Here is a 16465-nt window from a genome sequence, read left to right on the forward strand (position 1 = left end):
TCCGGGTCTCGACACGGGTCCTCGCGCTTCGCGCTCGGTCCCGGCTCGACCATCGATGGTGGTTGGCGGTTCGGTCCCGGCTCGACCATCGATGGTGGTTGGCGGTTCGGTCCCGGCTCGACCATCGATGGTGGTTGGCGTGCCCTGAGGGTTACAGCCCGAGCTCTTCGAGGGCCTCGTCGAACTCCTCGGCCGCCTGCTTCTCGGACTTTCCCCCGTCGATCGCGCGCTGATACACCGCGAACAGATCGTCGCCGTACTCGGCGAAGCGCCGCGCCCAGCGTTCGCCGTCGAAGCGCCAGTAGCCGATCGCGTCGTAGCGATCGTTCGGCCACTGATGCTGGTGGCGAAGGTGTTTGCGCACGATCCGGGACTGCGCGGCCTCGCCGGCGAACCAGCAGTACCCGGCGTCGTCGGGCAGATCGACCTCGGTGACGGCGGTCCCGAGGCGGCTCGGGGCGACCCCGTTGCCGCTGCCGACGATCGGTACGAGTTCTGCCTGCCCGAGGTAACCGAGGTCCTCGTCGTCGATCACCTCGGCGAGAACTGTGATTTGAGGCGGATTCGCCTGTGCGCGTAGTTCTTCGAGAATTCGTGCAGTGGCCGGGATTCCGGCGAGGTCGGTGGCCAGCACGAGCCACCCGGTTCCGGCGGGAGGGGCGAACCAGCCTCGGGCGTGTGACATCTCGACCCGATCGCCGACCGTGGCACGGGCCGCCCACTCGGTGACCGGCCCGTGCTCGTGCAGGACGACGTCGACGGCGACGGTTCGCGCATCGTGGTCGACGTGACGGATCGAATAGTTGCGGCCCTCGGTGGGATTCGGTCCGTCCGGGGTCGGCACATACATGCCGACCGCCTCGTCCGGCATCCCGGGTAGCGCGAGGTCGGAGAGGTCCGGGACATCGAAATGCAGGCGTCGCAGATGCGCGGAGATCGATTCGGTGCCGGCGACGGTCGCGGTGATGGGCCCCATGTTGCCGCAGGGTACACGGCTTCTGAGGGCACCCTATCTTGTCCGCACCTCCCAGTGCGTTACCCGAGATAGTGCTTTACATGAGATACGTAAACGTCTAGACAGACGACTTATCAATGACTATTGTCGAGATCCGAGAGTGACCCGCGACACAGGAGGAGATGCGCGATGTCATCGCACGAGACCGTGGCGAGCACCCCGGAGGTGCTCGACTGGAAAGACAAGAAGCGGTATCTGTGGCTGCTCGGCCTCATCCCGCCCACTGCCCTGTTCATCGGCACCGGCCTGGTGGCGGCGTTCAACGCGCTCGGGTGGGATGTGGTGGCCCCGGTGTGGTGGTGGTTCGGTCCGATCCTGCTCTACATCCTGTTGCCGACCGCCGATCTGTTCTTCGGCCCCGACGGCCAGAACCCGCCCGAAGAATTGATGGCGCAGCTGGAGAACGACAAGTACTACCGCTACTGCACCTATGCGTTCATCCCGTTCCAGCTGGCCAGCCTCGTCGTCGCCTGCTATCTGTGGACCGCGTCGGACCTCTCCTGGCTGGGCATCGACGGCGGGCTGGGCCTGGCGTCCAAGCTCGGTGTCACCTTCACCGTCGGGGTGATGGGCGGGGTCGGTATCAACACCGCCCACGAGATGGGGCACAAGAAGGAGGAGCTCGAACGCTGGTTCTCCAAGATCACGCTCGCGCAGACCGCCTACGGCCACTTCTACATCGAGCACAATCGCGGACACCACGTGCGCGTCGCCACCCCGGAGGACCCGGCGAGTTCGCGATTCGGCGAGAGCTTCTGGGGCTTTCTGCCGCGCAGCGTGTTCGGCAGCCTCCGCTCGGCATGGGAACTGGAGGCCAAGCGGATGGAGCGCCTCGACCGGCCGGTGTGGCATCCGAGCAACGACGTCGTCAACGCCTGGGCGATGACCATTGTGCTGTGGGGGGCGCTGGCCGCGATCTTCGGCTGGCAGGTGCTGCCGTTCGCACTGATCCAGGCCGTCTACGGGTTCTCCCTGCTCGAAGCGGTGAACTACCTCGAGCACTACGGACTGCTGCGGCAGAAGACGGCGAGTGGCCGCTACGAACGGTGCGCCCCGCGACACAGCTGGAACTCCGACCACATCTGCACCAACATCTTTCTCTATCACCTGCAGCGGCACAGTGATCATCACGCCAACCCCACCCGCCGCTACCAGACGCTGCGCTCTTTCGACGAGGCGCCGAACCTGCCGAGCGGATACGCCAGCATGATCGGTCTGACCTACATTCCGCCGCTGTGGCGCAAGGTGATGGACCATCGGGTCCTCGACCACTACGACGGCGACATCACCCAGGCGAATCTGCAGCCGCGCAAGGCCGCCCGCATCCTGGCCCGACACGGCGTGGAAACGACCGGATGAGCGCTTACCTGTGCCCGGTCTGCGACTACATCTACGACGAGATCGCCGGTGCGCCGCGCGAGGGATTTCCCGCCGGAACCGCCTGGACCGACGTGCCCGACGACTGGCCCTGCCCCGACTGCGGGGTCCGAGAGAAGATCGACTTCGAGGAGAAACCATGAACTACAAAGTCTTCCGCTGCGTCCAGTGCGGCTTCGAGTACGACGAGGCGCGCGGCTGGCCCGAGGAGGACATCAGTCCCGGAACCCGCTGGGACGACATCCCCGACGACTGGAGCTGCCCCGACTGCGGGGCCGCCAAGGCCGACTTCGAGATGGTCGAGGTGACCCGCGCGTGAATGCCACGGCGGTGATCGCAGGCGCCGGGATCGCCGGGATGACCGCCGCGGAAACGCTGCGTGCCAACGGGTTCCCGGGCGAGATCACCGTGATCGGCAGCGAACCGGGGCTGCCGTACCGGCGTACCGCGCTCTCCAAGGACCTGATGCGTGCGGACCTCTCGGCCGACCGGATCGCGCTGCGCACACAGTCCCAGTGGGCCGACCGGCAGATCACCCTACGGACCGGGCTCACCGTCGAACACATCGACCCGGACCGGCGGGTCGTACTGCTCGACGACGGCACCACCCTGCACTGTGACGTCCTGATCCTCGCCACCGGCGGTGCGGCCAACACCACCGGCGGCGATGACGCCGCGATGACCCTACGCACCCGCGCGGATGCCGAACGGATCCGGGCGGCGATCGCCGATCGTGGGGCGCTGAGAGTGATCGGTGCCGGACTCATCGGACTCGAGCTCGCCGCCTCGGCGGCCGCCGCCGGATACCCGGTGGACGTCCACGAGCGCGCCGACAGGGTGATGGAACGGGTTGTGCCCGAGCCGGTGTCGGCCATGCTGGCCGAGCTGCACTGCGACAACGGAGTACGCCTGCACCGCGACAACGGAGTACGCCTGCACCGCGACACCGACATTCCCGCCGCCTCTGCCGCGCCGGCTCTCGTGGAGGCCCTCGGCATCCGCCCGGACGTGCGTGCGGCGGAGACCGCCGGGATCGCCGTCACCGGGGCGGGCATCCTCGTCGACGATCGGCTGCGTGCCGGGATCGACGGGGGATGTGCCACCGGTATCTATGCGGCCGGTGACGTGGCCGCGCCGCCCCACCCGCTCACCGGGGAGCCGACCCGCACCGACAACTGGATGGCGGCCACCGAGCAGGGCCGGGCCGCGGCGCTGTCGGCGATCGCAGATCTCGACGGCCTGCCCGCCCCGGCCTACACGGGTGTCCCGCTGGCGTTCACCGTGCAGTACGGGACCAATCTCCAGATCGTCGGATGGCCCGGCGGGTCCGGACCGGATCGTCGGATCGAGGTGGACGGCGACCTGCGTGCGCACGACGCGACGGTCCGCGTGTTCACCGGATCGACCCTGATCGGCGGGGTCACCGTGGGCCGACCCCGCGAAGGGCGGGCGCTACAGCAGGAGATCGCGTCGGTAACCTCGTCGGCGTGACCACCAGGCGGACGTTCGCGGAGGCAAGCAAGGCGCTGCTGCGGACGACGCTGCTCGACGGACTGCGCGATCTGCTGCTGGACAACGACTGGCCGGCGGTGACGATGGCCGACGTCGCGGGGATCTCCGGGGTCAGCCGCCAGACCGTCTACAACGAGTTCGGCTCCCGTAACGGCCTCGCACAGGCGTATGCCCTGCGGCTGGCCACCGAGTTCGCCGGCGTCATGAGCGAGGCCATCAGGGATCACCCCGGCGATGTGGACGGCGCACTCCACAACGGGTTCGACCAGTTCTTCACGCAGGCCGCGGCCGACCCGCTGATCGGCTCCCTGCAGCGCGGCGAGGCCAAGCCGGATCTGCTGCGACTGATCACCACCGACGCCGGACCGCTGATCACCATCGCGAGTGCGCTGCTCACCAAGGCCCTTCGCGAGTCGTGGACCGGCCTCGCCGAACCCGATGCGGAACGGATATCCCGGGCCATCGTACGGATGGCATTGAGTTACGTCGCGATGCCGCCCGAGGGCGACCGCGACGTGGCGGCCGATCTGGCCGCCGTGATGGCCCCGGCGGTCGAGATCGCCAGCGACGGAACCGGAAGGGTGTGAGGGTGTGAGTGAGATCTTGGTCGGTGTCGAGGAACTGACCGACGCGATGCTGTCGTCGGCGCCACCGGTGATCCTCGACGTGCGCTGGCAGCTCGGCCGCGTCGACGGACACGAGCGGTATCGCGAGGGTCACCTGCCGGGCTCGGTGTACGTCGACCTCGACACCGAACTCGCCGATCCGCCGTCGCCCGACCTCGGACGGCACCCGTTGCCGACCCTGGAGCGGCTGCAGGATGCCGCGAGGCGGTGGGGGCTCGACGACTCGAGCCGCGTGGTGGTCTACGACGACATCGGCAACCTCGCCTCGGCCCGCGCCTGGTGGCTGCTGCGCTGGGGCGGACTCACCGATGTCCGGATCCTCGACGGCGGTCTCGGTGCGTGGGACGAGGCGGGGATGCGCCTGTCCAAGGGGGATGCGACACCGCGGCCGGGCCATGTGACGTTGTCGGCGGGGAATCTGCCGACCGTGACCGTCGACGAGGTGGCCGAACTCTCCGCACGTATCGCGGCCGGGGACACGCCCGACCCCGCGCTGCTGCTCGACGCCCGGGCCGGTGAACGCTACCGCGGTGAGACCGAACCGGTCGATCCCCGCGCCGGTCACATCCCCGGTGCGCACAGCGTTCCCACCGCCGGCAACGTCGGCGCCGACGGTCGGTTCCTGACGCCATCGCAGCTGCGTGAGCGTTTCGCCGCCGCCGGTGTCGCCGACGGAGCACGCGTCGTCGTCTACTGTGGGTCCGGGGTGAACGCGGCCCACGAGTTGGCCGCGATCGAGATCGCCGGATTCGAGGGGGTGCTGTTTCCGGGATCGTGGTCGCAGTGGTCGGCTGATCCGAATCGTCCTGCCGGGTCGGGCGCGCAACCCTAGACCGAACCATCCGTCGTCGTCAGGAGTACGGCAATGCGCGATTTCTTGTGCCGGGAATGCGGCCAACAACTGACCTTCGAGAACTCCTTGTGCCTGAATTGCGGTCGGGAGCTGGGCTTTCACCTGAAGTCCCGCACGATCGTGGTGCTCGACGACGACGGCCATGCCGATGTCGAGGGCACGCCCTTGCAGCGGTGTGCCAATGCGGATGCGGCAGCATGCAATTGGCTCGTCGAACGTGGAGAGGGACTGCCGTCACTGTGCGATTCGTGCCGGCTCACCCGCACCCGCCCCGGGGACGACGACCCCGCTGCCCTGTCTGCCTGGGCCGAATCCGAGCTCGCCAAGCGGCGCGTGGTGCTGGAACTCGACGAACTGTCGCTGCCGATCATCGGCAAGGACACCGACCCCGACAACGGTCTCGCCTTCGATCTGCTCTCCAGCGCAGTCGATCCGGTGATCACCGGCCACGCCGACGGGGTGATCACCCTGGACCTCGCCGAGGGTGACGACGTACACCGTGAAGAGCTGCGGGTGTCCATGGACGAGCCGTACCGCACACTGATCGGCCACTTCCGTCACGAGATCGGGCACTTCTACCAGATGGTGCTCGTCGGCGACGGTCCGAACCGGGGACGCTACGAGGAATTGTTCGGTGACCCCGATGCCGACTACCAGGCCGCGCTCGATCGGCACTACTCCGAGGGGCCGCCGACGGGCTGGGACAACGACTACGTGTCCTCCTACGCCACAATGCATCCCGCCGAGGACTGGGCCGAGACCTTCGCCCACTACCTGCACATCCGCGACACCCTCGACACCGCAGCGGCCTTCGCGTTGGCGCCGGCGGGTGCCACCCTCGACGCCGACCTCCCCGGCACGGTGGGCTTCGGCCGGATCATCGAATGGTGGCTGCCGCTGACCTGGGCCCTCAACCAGATCAACCGGTCGATGGGACACCAGGACCTCTATCCCTTCGTCCTCCCTCGGCCCGTGCTGGACAAGATGGAGTTCATCCACGGACTGGTCACCGCCGACAAGTAGGGAGACACGCCCTCGCTCAGCGCACGGCGGCTTCCTCACGGATGGGGCATTCGGTGCGGGTGTAGATCGTCGGCATGCACAGATTGCAGTGGATGCACTGCGACTGAGTGGTGGGATCGGCGCTGATCCGTTGCGGCAGATCGGGTTCGCGCAGCAGGGCACGTCCCATCGCGAGGAAGTCGAAGCCCTCGCCGAGGACGGTGTCCATGCTCGCGCGGTCGGTGATGCCACCGAGTGCGATGATCGGAAGGTCGACGGCCTCGCGCAGTCGGCGGGCCAGCGGCAGCAGGTATCCGGGGTGGTATTGATAACGCTTGAGGAAGATGGGGGCGGCCGCCTTGAGTCCCCACTTCATCGGACCGCTGAACGCATCGGCGAACGCGGCGCGCGGGGCCTCGCCGTGGAACAGGTACATCGGGTTGAGAAGTGAACTGCCGGCGGTGGGTTCGATGGCATCGAGGTGGCCGTCGGACTCGAACAGCCGTGCCACCTGGCACGCCTCGTCGACGTTGAAACCGTGCCACGGCCGACGCGGTGCGCCGACCGCGCCCACACCGTCGTACATGTTGAGTTTGGCCCAGATCGCGACGCCGTCACCGACCTCCTCACGGACCGACTCGAGGACCTCACGGGCCAGCCGTGCCCGGTTGACCAGCGATCCGCCGTACCCGTCGCGGCGGCGGTTGAGCAGCGGCGACAGGAACGAGCTGATCAGATAGTTGTGGCCACAATGGATCTCGAGCGCATCGAATCCCGAGTCGACGGCGATGCGGGCCGCACGACGAAAGGTCGCGCGCAGGGCCGCGATGTCGTCGGCGTCGGGAGACTTGCACAGTGCCATGCCCATCGGGGCCGGAATCCGTGAGGCGGCCAGTGCCGGAGCATGATTGGAGATGGAGTTGGCGACCGGACCGGCGTGACCGATCTGCGCGGCGGCCAGCGCACCCTCGCCGTGGATGGCGGCGGTCAGCTGGGTGAGGCCGGGCGCGGCCTCGGGGCGCAGGTAGATCTGGTGGCGATCGGTGCGGCCCTCCGGTGACACCGCGCAGTAGGCGACGGTACTGATCGCGACGCCACCGGCCGCGGTCTCCCGATGGAACTCGATGAGGTCCTCGGTGACCAGCGCATCGGGGGTACGGCCCTCGAAGGTGGCGCATTTGATCAGCCGATTGCGCAGGCGAAGCGGCCCGAGCCGGGCGGGGGCGAAGGGATCGGGCGTGGCGGGATCGGGCAGGGTGTGGGCCGGGCTGGTCATCGATCTCTCCTCTGGGGCTGACTCGGATCGGCGGGGGCGCCGAGACCGGCGGTGACGAACTGGGTGAGGGTGCTGATCGCATCCGCCGACAACGACCGCTGCCCGCCGAATCGGGCCAGCAGCAGCGCGAACGCCAACGCCCAGCGGCGTCGGGCGTCTGCGGTGTCGAGACCGGGGATCAGGGCGGTCAGGACGGTCGCCCACTCGTCGAGGTGGAACCACGGCCGCGACCAGGTGGCATCGGGGTGATCGTCGACGAACCGGGCCAGCAACTGCAGGTGCAGGTGCCCGAGCGGGTCGGAGTGCAGGGCGACGAACGGTGCGACGATCACCGACACCACGTCGGCGACCGTCGCGTCGGACCCGGGTGAGGTGGCGATGGCCCCCAGGGGATCGGCCCACACCGGCGCAAGTCGGGTCTCGATCAGGGCCGTGGTCAGGCCGTCCTTGGAGCCGAAGTGATAGTGCACGGCGGCCGGGTTCACCCCCGCGGTGGCGCAGATCGACCGCACCGACACCTTGTCATAGCCGTCGGCCAGGAACAGTCGTTCGGCGACGGTCATCAGGGTGTCTCGGGTGTCGGCCCGGTCGGGGAGCGGGCTGCTGGGGGCCATGGATCCCGATTCAAGCACAGTTCAATCACTGTTTCAATCAATGATTGAGCAGATGGCGGTCGAGCGGTTCACGATCGGGTTACCGGCCGGTAATGGGGACGCACTGCGCCCCCGATGGCCTGCGACGTACGCTGGTGGGCGTGTCTGAACACTTCCAAACAGTTGTCCTGGGTGCTGGTCCAGGTGGGTATGTGGCCGCGATCCGGTCCGCCCAACTGGGCATGAAGACCGCCGTCATCGAAGAGAAGTACTGGGGCGGTGTCTGTCTGAACGTAGGGTGTATCCCGTCCAAGGCGCTCCTCCGGAACGCCGAACTCGCCCACATCTTCAACCATCAGGCCACGACCTACGGCATGTCCGGTGAGGTCAGCTTCGACTTCGGCTCGGCATTCGACCGCAGCCGCAAGGTCTCCGATGGCATCGTCAAGGGTGTCCACTTCCTGATGAAGAAGAACAAGATCACCGAGATCGACGGCTACGGTGTCTTCACCGACGCCAAGACCATCCAGGTCGGCGACCGGACGATCACCTTCGACAACGTCATCATCGACACCGGCTCCACCGTCAAGCTGCTGCCGGGTGTTCAGCTCTCCGACAATGTCGTGACCTACGAGACCCAGATCCTCACCCGCGACCTGCCGTCGTCGATCGTCATCGTCGGTGCCGGCGCGATCGGCATGGAGTTCGGTTACGTCCTGGCCAACTACGGCGTCGACGTCACGATCGTCGAGTTCCTCGACCGAGTCCTGCCGAACGAGGACGTCGACGTCTCCAAGGCCATCGCCAAGGAATACAAGAAGCTCGGCGTCAAGGTGCTCACCTCCACCAAGGTGCAGACCGTCACCGACAACGGCGGCAGCGTCACCGTCACCTACAAGGACGCCAAGGACAAGGATGGGTCGATCACCGTCGACAAGGTCCTCATGTCCGTCGGCTTCGCGCCCCGCGTCGAGGGCTTCGGCCTGGAGAAGACCGGCGTGGCCCTCACCGACCGCGGCGCCATCGCGATCGACGACCACATGCGCACCAATGTCGAGGGCATCTACGCCATCGGTGACGTGACCGCCAAGCTGCAGCTCGCCCACGTGGCCGAGGCACAGGGTGTCGTCGCCGCCGAGACCATGGCCGGTGCCGAGACCATGACCCTCGGCGACTACCGGTTCATGCCGCGCGCCACCTTCTGCCAGCCCCAGGTCGCCTCCTTCGGCCTCACCGAGCAACAGGCACGCGACGAGGGCTTCACCGTCACGGCGACGTCGTTCCCGTTCAGCGCCAACGGCAAGGCCCAGGGTCTCGGCGAGACCGCAGGTTTCGTCAAGCTCATCACCAACGCCGACACCGATGAACTGCTCGGCGGACATCTCGTGGGCGACAACGTCTCCGAGATGCTCCCCGAGCTGACCCTGGCGCACAAGTGGGATCTCACCGCCAAGGAACTCGCCCGCAACGTCCACACCCATCCGACGATGAGTGAGGCACTCCAGGAGACGTTCCATGGCGCGATCGGGCACATGATCAACCTGTAGGGATCAACCTGTCGGGCGCGCCCACGATCTCGACGAACTCCCACCCGCATGATCTGCGGGTGGGAGTTCTCGTCTTTCACCCCCCCAGTGACAGTGGATGGTTGAGCCGATGAGGAGAGTAGCGACGAGACGTGTGTCGTCGGTGGTTGAGCCGATGAGGAGCGTAGCGACGAGACGTGTCGAAACCTCCGCCGGCCGAACTCGGATGCCGACCACTTCGGAGGTGGGTGCGTCCAACTCTCGAGCTGTACTCCTTGAACCGCAAGGGAAAAAGCGCGCAAAGCGGTCGTCGCGGCGCTCGACATGGTGACCTCGGCAGTGAATGCGCCTACACTGGCGACTGCGTGACCTATCCGACTCGTCCACGAGAGGAAGTCGTCATGAACAATCACACCCGTCGTGCGCTCACGGCAACCGGGATCGGCATCATCGCGCTGGGCGGGGCCGGCGTCGCCGTCGCACCGGCATCCGCGGAAAAGCCTGCCATGCTGCACATCTCGGGAGACCTGGAAGTCGCTCCCGGCGTACATGTTCTCAACATCGAGGCGCACGGTCATCGCACGGAGTCCGGTCAGACCAGCGGCACCTATGTCGCGACGGTGATGGACGGCCGCAATCGTCTTCCGGTGCAGGTGAAGGGGCCGATCACCTGCATCTACACGAAGGGCGACAACGGGTCCCTCGTCTATCCGATCGATGCGACGTCGCCCAACCTGGTCCCGGCGGGCCTCGAGGGCGCCTACGCCGTCCAGATCACCGTGCGCAAGGGCAAGCCTGACATGGTGGGCGTGGTGGGTCCGATGGCCACATCGTCGTTCCATGGATGTGCGCCCGGCGCAACACCGTTCATGTTCGACGGAATGATCGGGATCGAGTAGTCACCGGGTGGTGCGGCGCCACACCTGGGCGCCGCAGCCGGCGACGAAGACGCCGATGGTGATCGCGGCGTAGTAGAGCATCGCACCGTTGGTCCCCCATGGCGGGGTGAAGGCGAGATCCTGGCCGGTCGCGAACTGTCCGTTGAGGAATGGCATGAAGCGCTGCGCCGTGTATCCGCCGTGGGGGATGAGGGCGACGGCGTTCTCGATCACATACGTCCAACCGAGCACCACGGTCGCGGCGACAGCCGGGTGAGCGATGAGCGCGCCGACGCCCACGCCGATCCCACAGGCCAGAAACGCATCGAGCGGTACCGCGACGACGAGCCGAGCGCCGTCTGCCGTCCAGAGATCCACGCCGCCATAGACTCTCGGGAAACCGGCCGGCAGGATCAGCATGATCGCCACCACCAGAGCGGCACTCGTCACCGCGGCGCACGCCCCATGGGTGAGCCAGCGGGCGAGCGGTCCGGTCCAGGTGCGCGGGAACAGATACCGGTGTCGGTCTCGCTGATCGCCACGGGAGTTCGTCGCCTCGGCGACCGCCGCGATCAACGCCCACACCATCGCGGTGAACTCGATGACCCAGAACACCGAGTTGGTGGTCGCGACCGCGGTCACCGAGATCGTGCCGGACAGCGACGCGAACCGTTCCGACACCAGCGCCACCACCAGCGTGACGGCCAGCGGTAGGACGATCGCCCCCGGGACGGCCGCGAGGACGAAGGCTCCCCGCCGGCCACCCGAACGGATGAACTCGGCGTCCACCGCACGCCACAACTGGTGTGCCGCAACAGATCCGGTCATCGTGCCATCGCAGTTCCGGGAGTGGTCAGGGCGACGTATGCCGACTCCAGGTCCGGATGGGAGCCGATGAAGTCGCCGACAGCGGCGTCGGCGGCGACCCGGCCATGGTCGAGGACCACCACGCGGTCACCGGTCCGGGCCACCTCGTCGAACATGTGGGAGGCGATCAGCACCGCACATCCGCGCGCGGTGAGATCGGCGATCAGCCCACGGAACCAACGGATTCCGTCGATGTCGAGGCCGTTGAGGGGCTCGTCGAGGAGCAGGGCGGGGGCGCGCCCGAGCAATGCCGCACCGATCCCCAGGCGCTGACGCATCCCGAGCGAGTACGCGCCCACCCGACGTGAACCGACATCGGCCAGACCGACCTGGTCCAACACCTTGTCGACCCGTGCGGAATCGACGCCGCCGGCCGCGGCCAGCCACCGCAGATAGCGGCGGCCGGTGTGCCCGCCCGGGGCGGTCACATCCCCGCCGAGGTGGACGCCGAGGGCGGTCATCGGGGTGGGCAGCGAACGGGTCGGGCGCCCCCCGATGAGCACCCGACCCGAGGTCGTCGGCTGGGCGCCGCAACATGCACGCAGCAAGGTCGATTTCCCGGCGCCGTTGCGTCCCACCAGGTAGACGAGATCGCCGGGTGCCACCGTCATCGAGACGTCGTCGAGAACGGTGACACCGCCGAGCCGGACCGTCAGCTGCTCGGTGGTGATCATCGGTTGCAGTAGATGTCGAGGCCGACGGTCTTGACGCCCTGGCACAACGAACTCGCCGACAACCGCCAGTTCCCGTCGATCCGTGTGAACCGGATCGGCACCCGGATGGTCGGCCGACCGGCCGAACCGCTGGTCAGGGTGGCGGTGATGACGTGACCGTCCTGCCTCGGGTCGGACACCTGATGCCAACCCAGCGGCGGGCGGAACAGGCCGAGCGTGTACACCGTCCGCGGGACGATCACCGCGTTCATCCCGCCCTCCAGATTTGCCGCCTTGGCGGAGTCCGAAGCCGGTGTGGCGACCAGGAACTCGATGATGCTGTTCAGCTCTGCGGCGGTCGGCTGCTCGCTGGTGACCCGGAAACCTGCCGGTGCTGCGGTGGTTGCGGTACTCGTCGGAGCAGCCGGTTCGGCTGCTGCCGTCTCCGGGGCCACCTGTGGCGGAAGAGCCGGCGCGGGGACCTCGGTGACCGGAGCGCCGGCCGCGGGCGTCGGCGTGCCCGCGGCCGGCGATGTGCGTGGAGGTGTGGTCGAGGCACCCTGCCCGAGTTCCCCGGTGACCACCGCCGGCGGTCCGGAGACGACCCCGCGGTCGGCGGTGAGCACGATCCCGACCACTCCGATCGTCACGATCACGGCGGCGATGATCGCGGACACCCCGGCCGCGGCCAGCACCGTCGGGAGGTGGACTCCGCCCGATGGTCTTTGTTCAGGTGACGGGGATCCCGCCGATGCGGGATCCCCCGGCGACCCGGACTGCGCTGCCGGGGCCTGGGACTCGACGCCGACCGGTATCGTCGGATAGTCGGTGCCGTACTGATCGTCGACACCGTACGGGGCATCGCTCACGGTTGGTTCTCCTCGGTCGTGGCGGAGGACCGGACGGAACCGAGGGCCGCGATCAGCCCGTCGAGGAGTCGACGGGGGAGCGGCGTCGGCTCAGCCGGAGAGTGATCTCGCAGTTGCCGTCGGGTGTCGGGGTCACGGCGACCCCGTAGTGGTCGGCGAGGGTCGGTGACCTCGAGTCCAGTGCGTGCTCGATGGCGCCACGGGCGATCCCCCAGGCGACCTCGGGATGGGCCGCGCCCACCTGACGCAGAGGACACGAGCAGATCCGGATCTCGTGGGTCCCGAATGCGCTCACCACATCCGAGACCCGAAAGCCCAGGTGGCGCAGGGCGTCGGTGGCGACGGTCACCGGATCGGGCAGATCTGTGTCGGTGGGCAGATCCGTGTCGGTGGGCGGGGCCGTGTCGGTGGGCGGAGCCGGGATCGGGGCCGACAGCGCCGCCGCCCACGCCCGTCCGGCGCGTGCAGCCGACTCTTCTCGGTCCGAGGGAGTGGCACCGAGCTGGTCGAACAGTGCCGTCAGCAGCGGATCCACGGCCAACTCGGCGATCGCCACATATCCGGTGCGGGGCCGGCCGCGGGAATCCGACCGCAAGGTGAGCGCCGACGCCTTGCCGTCGTCGACGAGATTGCGCAGGTGGAATCGTGCTGTGGTGGTGTGGATTCCCAAACGCTGTGCCACATCCGGTGCCGACAACGGGGCGTCGGAGGCGCGCAGCACCGACAGCACGGCACTGCGCGGTCCGCTGCTCATGACGGCTCTCCCGGGCGGATGGTGAAGGACTCATTCCACGTTACTTCCTGGGCGTCAGGACCATCAGGGTGACCACGGCATCGGTGAGGGCGGTCAGCGCGTGGGTGACCTGGGCGGCGATGTGCACCGCCATACCGGGCGACAGGGCGACGTGCCCGTCACCGATCGCGACGTCGACCTCACCGGTCTGCCCCAGCAGCAGGATCGGGTGCACCGCGCGGTGGTCGGCCATCACCTCTCCGGCGCGAAAACCGATGCGCACCAAGGTGACCCCGTCGGCACGGGCCATCGCGTCGATCGTCGGACCGTCGGAATCGTCGGCGGCCGGAGTCCGCAGACCGTCGATGACGGTGTACGCGCCGGGGTCGCCGATGTGCGCGGTGCTCATCGGTCGGCCGGCTTACGGGCGATGACCTCGATCGCGGCGAGATTGTCTCGGTAGGTGGTGAAGGTCTTGCGCATGCCCAGGATTCGCTTGCGCGCGGCAGGTTGCCGGATGACGTTCGCGACGAAACGCAGTGTGCGGGCGACGCCTTCGTCGGCAATCACACGCCGCGGCTGCAGCAGGGCCATCGGCGCGAACCGCACCGTCTCGACCACGAAACCGGCGCCGGTCAGCACTGTACGCCATTCCGCCTCGGTGAGCGGACGGGCGTTGACCTTGATCGAGCGCGCCAGCGACCTTCGGATCTCGGTCTTCTCGTCATCGGAGAGGGTGTCGGGGTTGAGCGCGAGCTCGTGGATGGCGTAGCGCCCACCCGGACGGAGCACGCGGAACGCCTCGGCGATGATCTCGGCCTTGTGTCGCTCCGACTGCATGGTCAGCATCGCCTCGCCGATCGCGACGTCGACGACGGCGTCGTCGAGACCGGTGGAGTCGGCGTCGGCGGTCACCACGCGCCCCTTGCCGCCGACGACCTGCTTCGTGAGGGACACGGCATCAGAGTCGGCCTCCACGCCGACGTAGCTGCGCGGGTTGCGATCGAGGATGGATGCGGCGGTCTTGCCCAGGCCGGGCGCGATCTCCAGGACGTCGGCATCGGTGAGGTCGGCGTCGTCGAGCAGTTGCTCGGTGAGTGCGCGACCACCGGGGCGCAGGACTCGTTTACCCAGGTGGGCGAGCAGCCAATGCCCGGGCAGGTCCTCCACCGTGCGTTCGGCGAGGGGCAGGCGGTCCCCCGAGGGGGCGGTCTCGGACATGGCAACTCCCGGATGGATGAATTTAGAGGAACATCAATACTCTAAATTCGGTCGTTGAATAAGGCAAGGGTTACCTCAGTCTCGATCGCTCGATGGTGCCGGGAAGTGCGAGCGTCGTGGGCGTGGATGACGGGGGACTACAGTCGTCGACTGATGGTGAGAGCGGAACAAACCCGGATCTGGGCGCCGCCGTGGCCCGTGGATCTGCGGATGACGGTGGGCCTGCACCGGCGCGGGGGCGGAGACCCGGCGTTCCGCTACGGTAACGACGGATCGGTGTGGCGCGCGGTGCACACCCCCGACGGGCCCGGAACCCTCACGATGCGACACCGCGGTGGCGAGGTGACGGCCCGGGCGTGGGGATCCGGCGCGTCGTGGCTGCTCGATCACGTCCCCGCGATGCTCGGCGTCGATGACGACCCGGCGGCGATGCCGATCCGCGACGACGTGGTGCGTGAGTTGGTCAGGCGCAGTGAGGGTTTGCGAATCGCGCGCACCGACAGGGTATGGGAGGCTCTCGTCCCGGCCATCCTGGAACAGAAGGTGGTGGGCGCCGAGGCCTGGCGTGCTTGGCGATACCTGTTGCGGCGCTACGGTGAACGCGCTCCCGGTCCGGTGCCCGACACGATGCGGGTACCACCGCCGCCCTCGGTGTGGGCCGGCGTTCCCGGGTGGGAATGGCACCGCAGCGGGGCCGAACCCGTCCGAATGCGGACCATCCGCGGTGCCACCGCGATGGACGTCGAGGCGCATCCCGATCGGCTCGACGTGCTGCGGGGCGTCGGGCCGTGGACGGTCGCAGAGACCTGTGTGCGCGCTGTCGGCGATGCCGACGCCGTACCCGTCGGCGACTATCACATCCCGAAACTTGTCGGTCACAACCTGATCGGTGAACCGGTCGACGATCGTGGGATGCTCGAACTCCTCGAACCCTATGCCGGACACCGGTACCGCGTGATCCGCATGATCGAACTCTTCGGGACGTCGCCCGAACGCCACGGACACCGGATGAGCGTGCGCGACCATCGGGAGATGTGATGAGGAGGGCCGGCCATCTCTGAGGTGGTCACGTTCAGGCGCAACCCGGACAGAGGCTCCTCAGGGTCAACCAGATACCGGCACACGATGATTGGGCCGACGAGGAGCGGAGCGACGAGTCGCCCCTTCCGATGATTGAGCCGATGTGGAGCGTGGCGACGAGGCGTGTCGAGATCTTCGTCGGTCGACCTCTCGTCGCCACCGCCTCTGAAATGGTTGTGGGTGTTCTTGTCTCGCCGGATTTCGACTCGGGTCCTCGCCCTTCGGGCTCGGTCCCGGCTCAATCATCGGTGGACTGTTGACGGCCGGGCCGAAAGGACGCAGCGACAAGTCGCCCCTTCCGATGATTGAGCCGATGTGGAGCGTGGCGACGAGGCGTGTCGAGATCTTCGTCGGTCGACCTCTCGTCGCCACCGCCTCTGAAAT

At 67.8% G+C, this 16465-nt stretch carries 19 protein-coding genes; 10 read left to right on the forward strand and 9 right to left on the reverse strand.

What is annotated here, in order from left to right:
* Nucleotides 1-151: 151 nt before the first annotated feature.
* Nucleotides 152-976 (reverse strand): siderophore-interacting protein, encoded by an 825-nt coding sequence (locus ACWDUA_RS09155; protein WP_449750690.1) that lies wholly within the window; start codon nt 974-976, stop codon nt 152-154.
* 168 nt (nt 977-1144) lie between these two features.
* Between ACWDUA_RS09155 and ACWDUA_RS09160 the strand changes: the two genes are divergently transcribed.
* The 7 genes from ACWDUA_RS09160 to ACWDUA_RS09190 are packed head-to-tail and all read left to right on the forward strand — an operon-like array spanning nt 1145 to nt 6406.
* A complete protein-coding gene (locus tag ACWDUA_RS09160) occupies nt 1145-2374 on the forward strand; it encodes an alkane 1-monooxygenase (protein ID WP_449750691.1) in 1230 nt (409 codons plus the stop codon).
* Complete coding sequence (locus tag ACWDUA_RS09165) at nt 2371-2535, forward strand: rubredoxin (protein WP_449750692.1); 165 nt, start codon at nt 2371-2373, stop codon at nt 2533-2535. Before ACWDUA_RS09160 ends, ACWDUA_RS09165 begins: the two co-directional genes overlap by 4 nt.
* Nucleotides 2532-2711, forward strand: coding sequence for a rubredoxin (locus tag ACWDUA_RS09170; protein WP_449750693.1), 180 nt, complete (start codon nt 2532-2534; stop codon nt 2709-2711). The genes ACWDUA_RS09165 and ACWDUA_RS09170 overlap by 4 nt, the downstream gene beginning before the upstream one ends.
* The gene (locus tag ACWDUA_RS09175) at nt 2708-3883 is read left to right on the forward strand and encodes an NAD(P)/FAD-dependent oxidoreductase (RefSeq protein WP_449750694.1); all 1176 of its coding nucleotides are present in this window, start codon (nt 2708-2710) and stop codon (nt 3881-3883) included. The genes ACWDUA_RS09170 and ACWDUA_RS09175 overlap by 4 nt, the downstream gene beginning before the upstream one ends.
* Nucleotides 3880-4491, forward strand: coding sequence for a TetR family transcriptional regulator (locus ACWDUA_RS09180; RefSeq protein WP_449750695.1), 612 nt, complete (start codon nt 3880-3882; stop codon nt 4489-4491). The genes ACWDUA_RS09175 and ACWDUA_RS09180 overlap by 4 nt, the downstream gene beginning before the upstream one ends.
* 46 nt (nt 4492-4537) lie before the next feature.
* Complete coding sequence (locus tag ACWDUA_RS09185; RefSeq protein WP_449750736.1) at nt 4538-5362, forward strand: sulfurtransferase; 825 nt, start codon at nt 4538-4540, stop codon at nt 5360-5362.
* Between the two features lie 33 nt (nt 5363-5395).
* Nucleotides 5396-6406: a zinc-binding metallopeptidase family protein gene (locus ACWDUA_RS09190; protein WP_449750696.1), complete on the forward strand. Its 1011-nt coding sequence runs from the start codon at nt 5396-5398 to the stop codon at nt 6404-6406.
* Nucleotides 6407-6422: 16 nt separating this feature from the next.
* Here the strand turns inward: ACWDUA_RS09190 and ACWDUA_RS09195 are convergent, their stop codons facing one another.
* Both ACWDUA_RS09195 and ACWDUA_RS09200 read right to left on the reverse strand, forming a co-directional pair.
* Nucleotides 6423-7661 carry an oxidoreductase gene (locus ACWDUA_RS09195; RefSeq protein WP_449750697.1) on the reverse strand — a complete coding sequence of 413 codons (1239 nt, stop codon included), beginning with the start codon at nt 7659-7661 and terminating at the stop codon, nt 6423-6425.
* On the reverse strand, nt 7658-8275 hold the full coding sequence (locus ACWDUA_RS09200; RefSeq protein ID WP_449750698.1) for a TetR/AcrR family transcriptional regulator: 618 nt from the start codon (nt 8273-8275) through the stop codon (nt 7658-7660). Before ACWDUA_RS09200 ends, ACWDUA_RS09195 begins: the two co-directional genes overlap by 4 nt.
* Before the next feature lie 140 nt (nt 8276-8415).
* Between ACWDUA_RS09200 and lpdA the strand changes: the two genes are divergently transcribed.
* Entirely contained in the window at nt 8416-9801 is a 1386-nt protein-coding gene (gene lpdA / locus ACWDUA_RS09205) for a dihydrolipoyl dehydrogenase (protein WP_449750699.1), read from the forward strand.
* 380 nt (nt 9802-10181) lie between these two features.
* Nucleotides 10182-10679: a hypothetical protein gene (locus ACWDUA_RS09210; RefSeq protein ID WP_449750700.1), complete on the forward strand. Its 498-nt coding sequence runs from the start codon at nt 10182-10184 to the stop codon at nt 10677-10679.
* Here ACWDUA_RS09210 and ACWDUA_RS09215 read toward each other — a convergent pair whose 3' ends face one another.
* The 6 genes from ACWDUA_RS09215 to ACWDUA_RS09240 all read right to left on the reverse strand — a co-directional run bounded on the left by ACWDUA_RS09215 (nt 10680) and on the right by ACWDUA_RS09240 (nt 15001).
* Nucleotides 10680-11486, reverse strand: coding sequence for an ABC transporter permease (locus tag ACWDUA_RS09215; protein WP_449750701.1), 807 nt, complete (start codon nt 11484-11486; stop codon nt 10680-10682).
* Nucleotides 11483-12199, reverse strand: coding sequence for an ABC transporter ATP-binding protein (locus ACWDUA_RS09220; RefSeq protein ID WP_449750702.1), 717 nt, complete (start codon nt 12197-12199; stop codon nt 11483-11485). The genes ACWDUA_RS09215 and ACWDUA_RS09220 overlap by 4 nt, the downstream gene beginning before the upstream one ends.
* Nucleotides 12196-12633: a hypothetical protein gene (locus ACWDUA_RS09225; protein ID WP_449750737.1), complete on the reverse strand. Its 438-nt coding sequence runs from the start codon at nt 12631-12633 to the stop codon at nt 12196-12198. The genes ACWDUA_RS09220 and ACWDUA_RS09225 overlap by 4 nt, the downstream gene beginning before the upstream one ends.
* A 466-nt stretch (nt 12634-13099) precedes the next feature.
* The gene (locus tag ACWDUA_RS09230) at nt 13100-13801 is read right to left on the reverse strand and encodes a helix-turn-helix domain-containing protein (protein WP_449750703.1); all 702 of its coding nucleotides are present in this window, start codon (nt 13799-13801) and stop codon (nt 13100-13102) included.
* A gap of 40 nt (nt 13802-13841) precedes the next feature.
* The gene (locus ACWDUA_RS09235; RefSeq protein ID WP_449750704.1) at nt 13842-14189 is read right to left on the reverse strand and encodes an XRE family transcriptional regulator; all 348 of its coding nucleotides are present in this window, start codon (nt 14187-14189) and stop codon (nt 13842-13844) included.
* A complete protein-coding gene (locus ACWDUA_RS09240; RefSeq protein WP_449750705.1) occupies nt 14186-15001 on the reverse strand; it encodes a methyltransferase domain-containing protein in 816 nt (271 codons plus the stop codon). The genes ACWDUA_RS09235 and ACWDUA_RS09240 overlap by 4 nt, the downstream gene beginning before the upstream one ends.
* A 153-nt stretch (nt 15002-15154) precedes the next feature.
* Between ACWDUA_RS09240 and ACWDUA_RS09245 the strand changes: the two genes are divergently transcribed.
* A complete protein-coding gene (locus ACWDUA_RS09245) occupies nt 15155-16039 on the forward strand; it encodes a DNA-3-methyladenine glycosylase family protein (protein ID WP_449750706.1) in 885 nt (294 codons plus the stop codon).
* Nucleotides 16040-16465 lie beyond the last annotated feature (426 nt).

The sequence above is a fragment of the Gordonia sp. NPDC003376 genome (assembly GCF_053589235.1).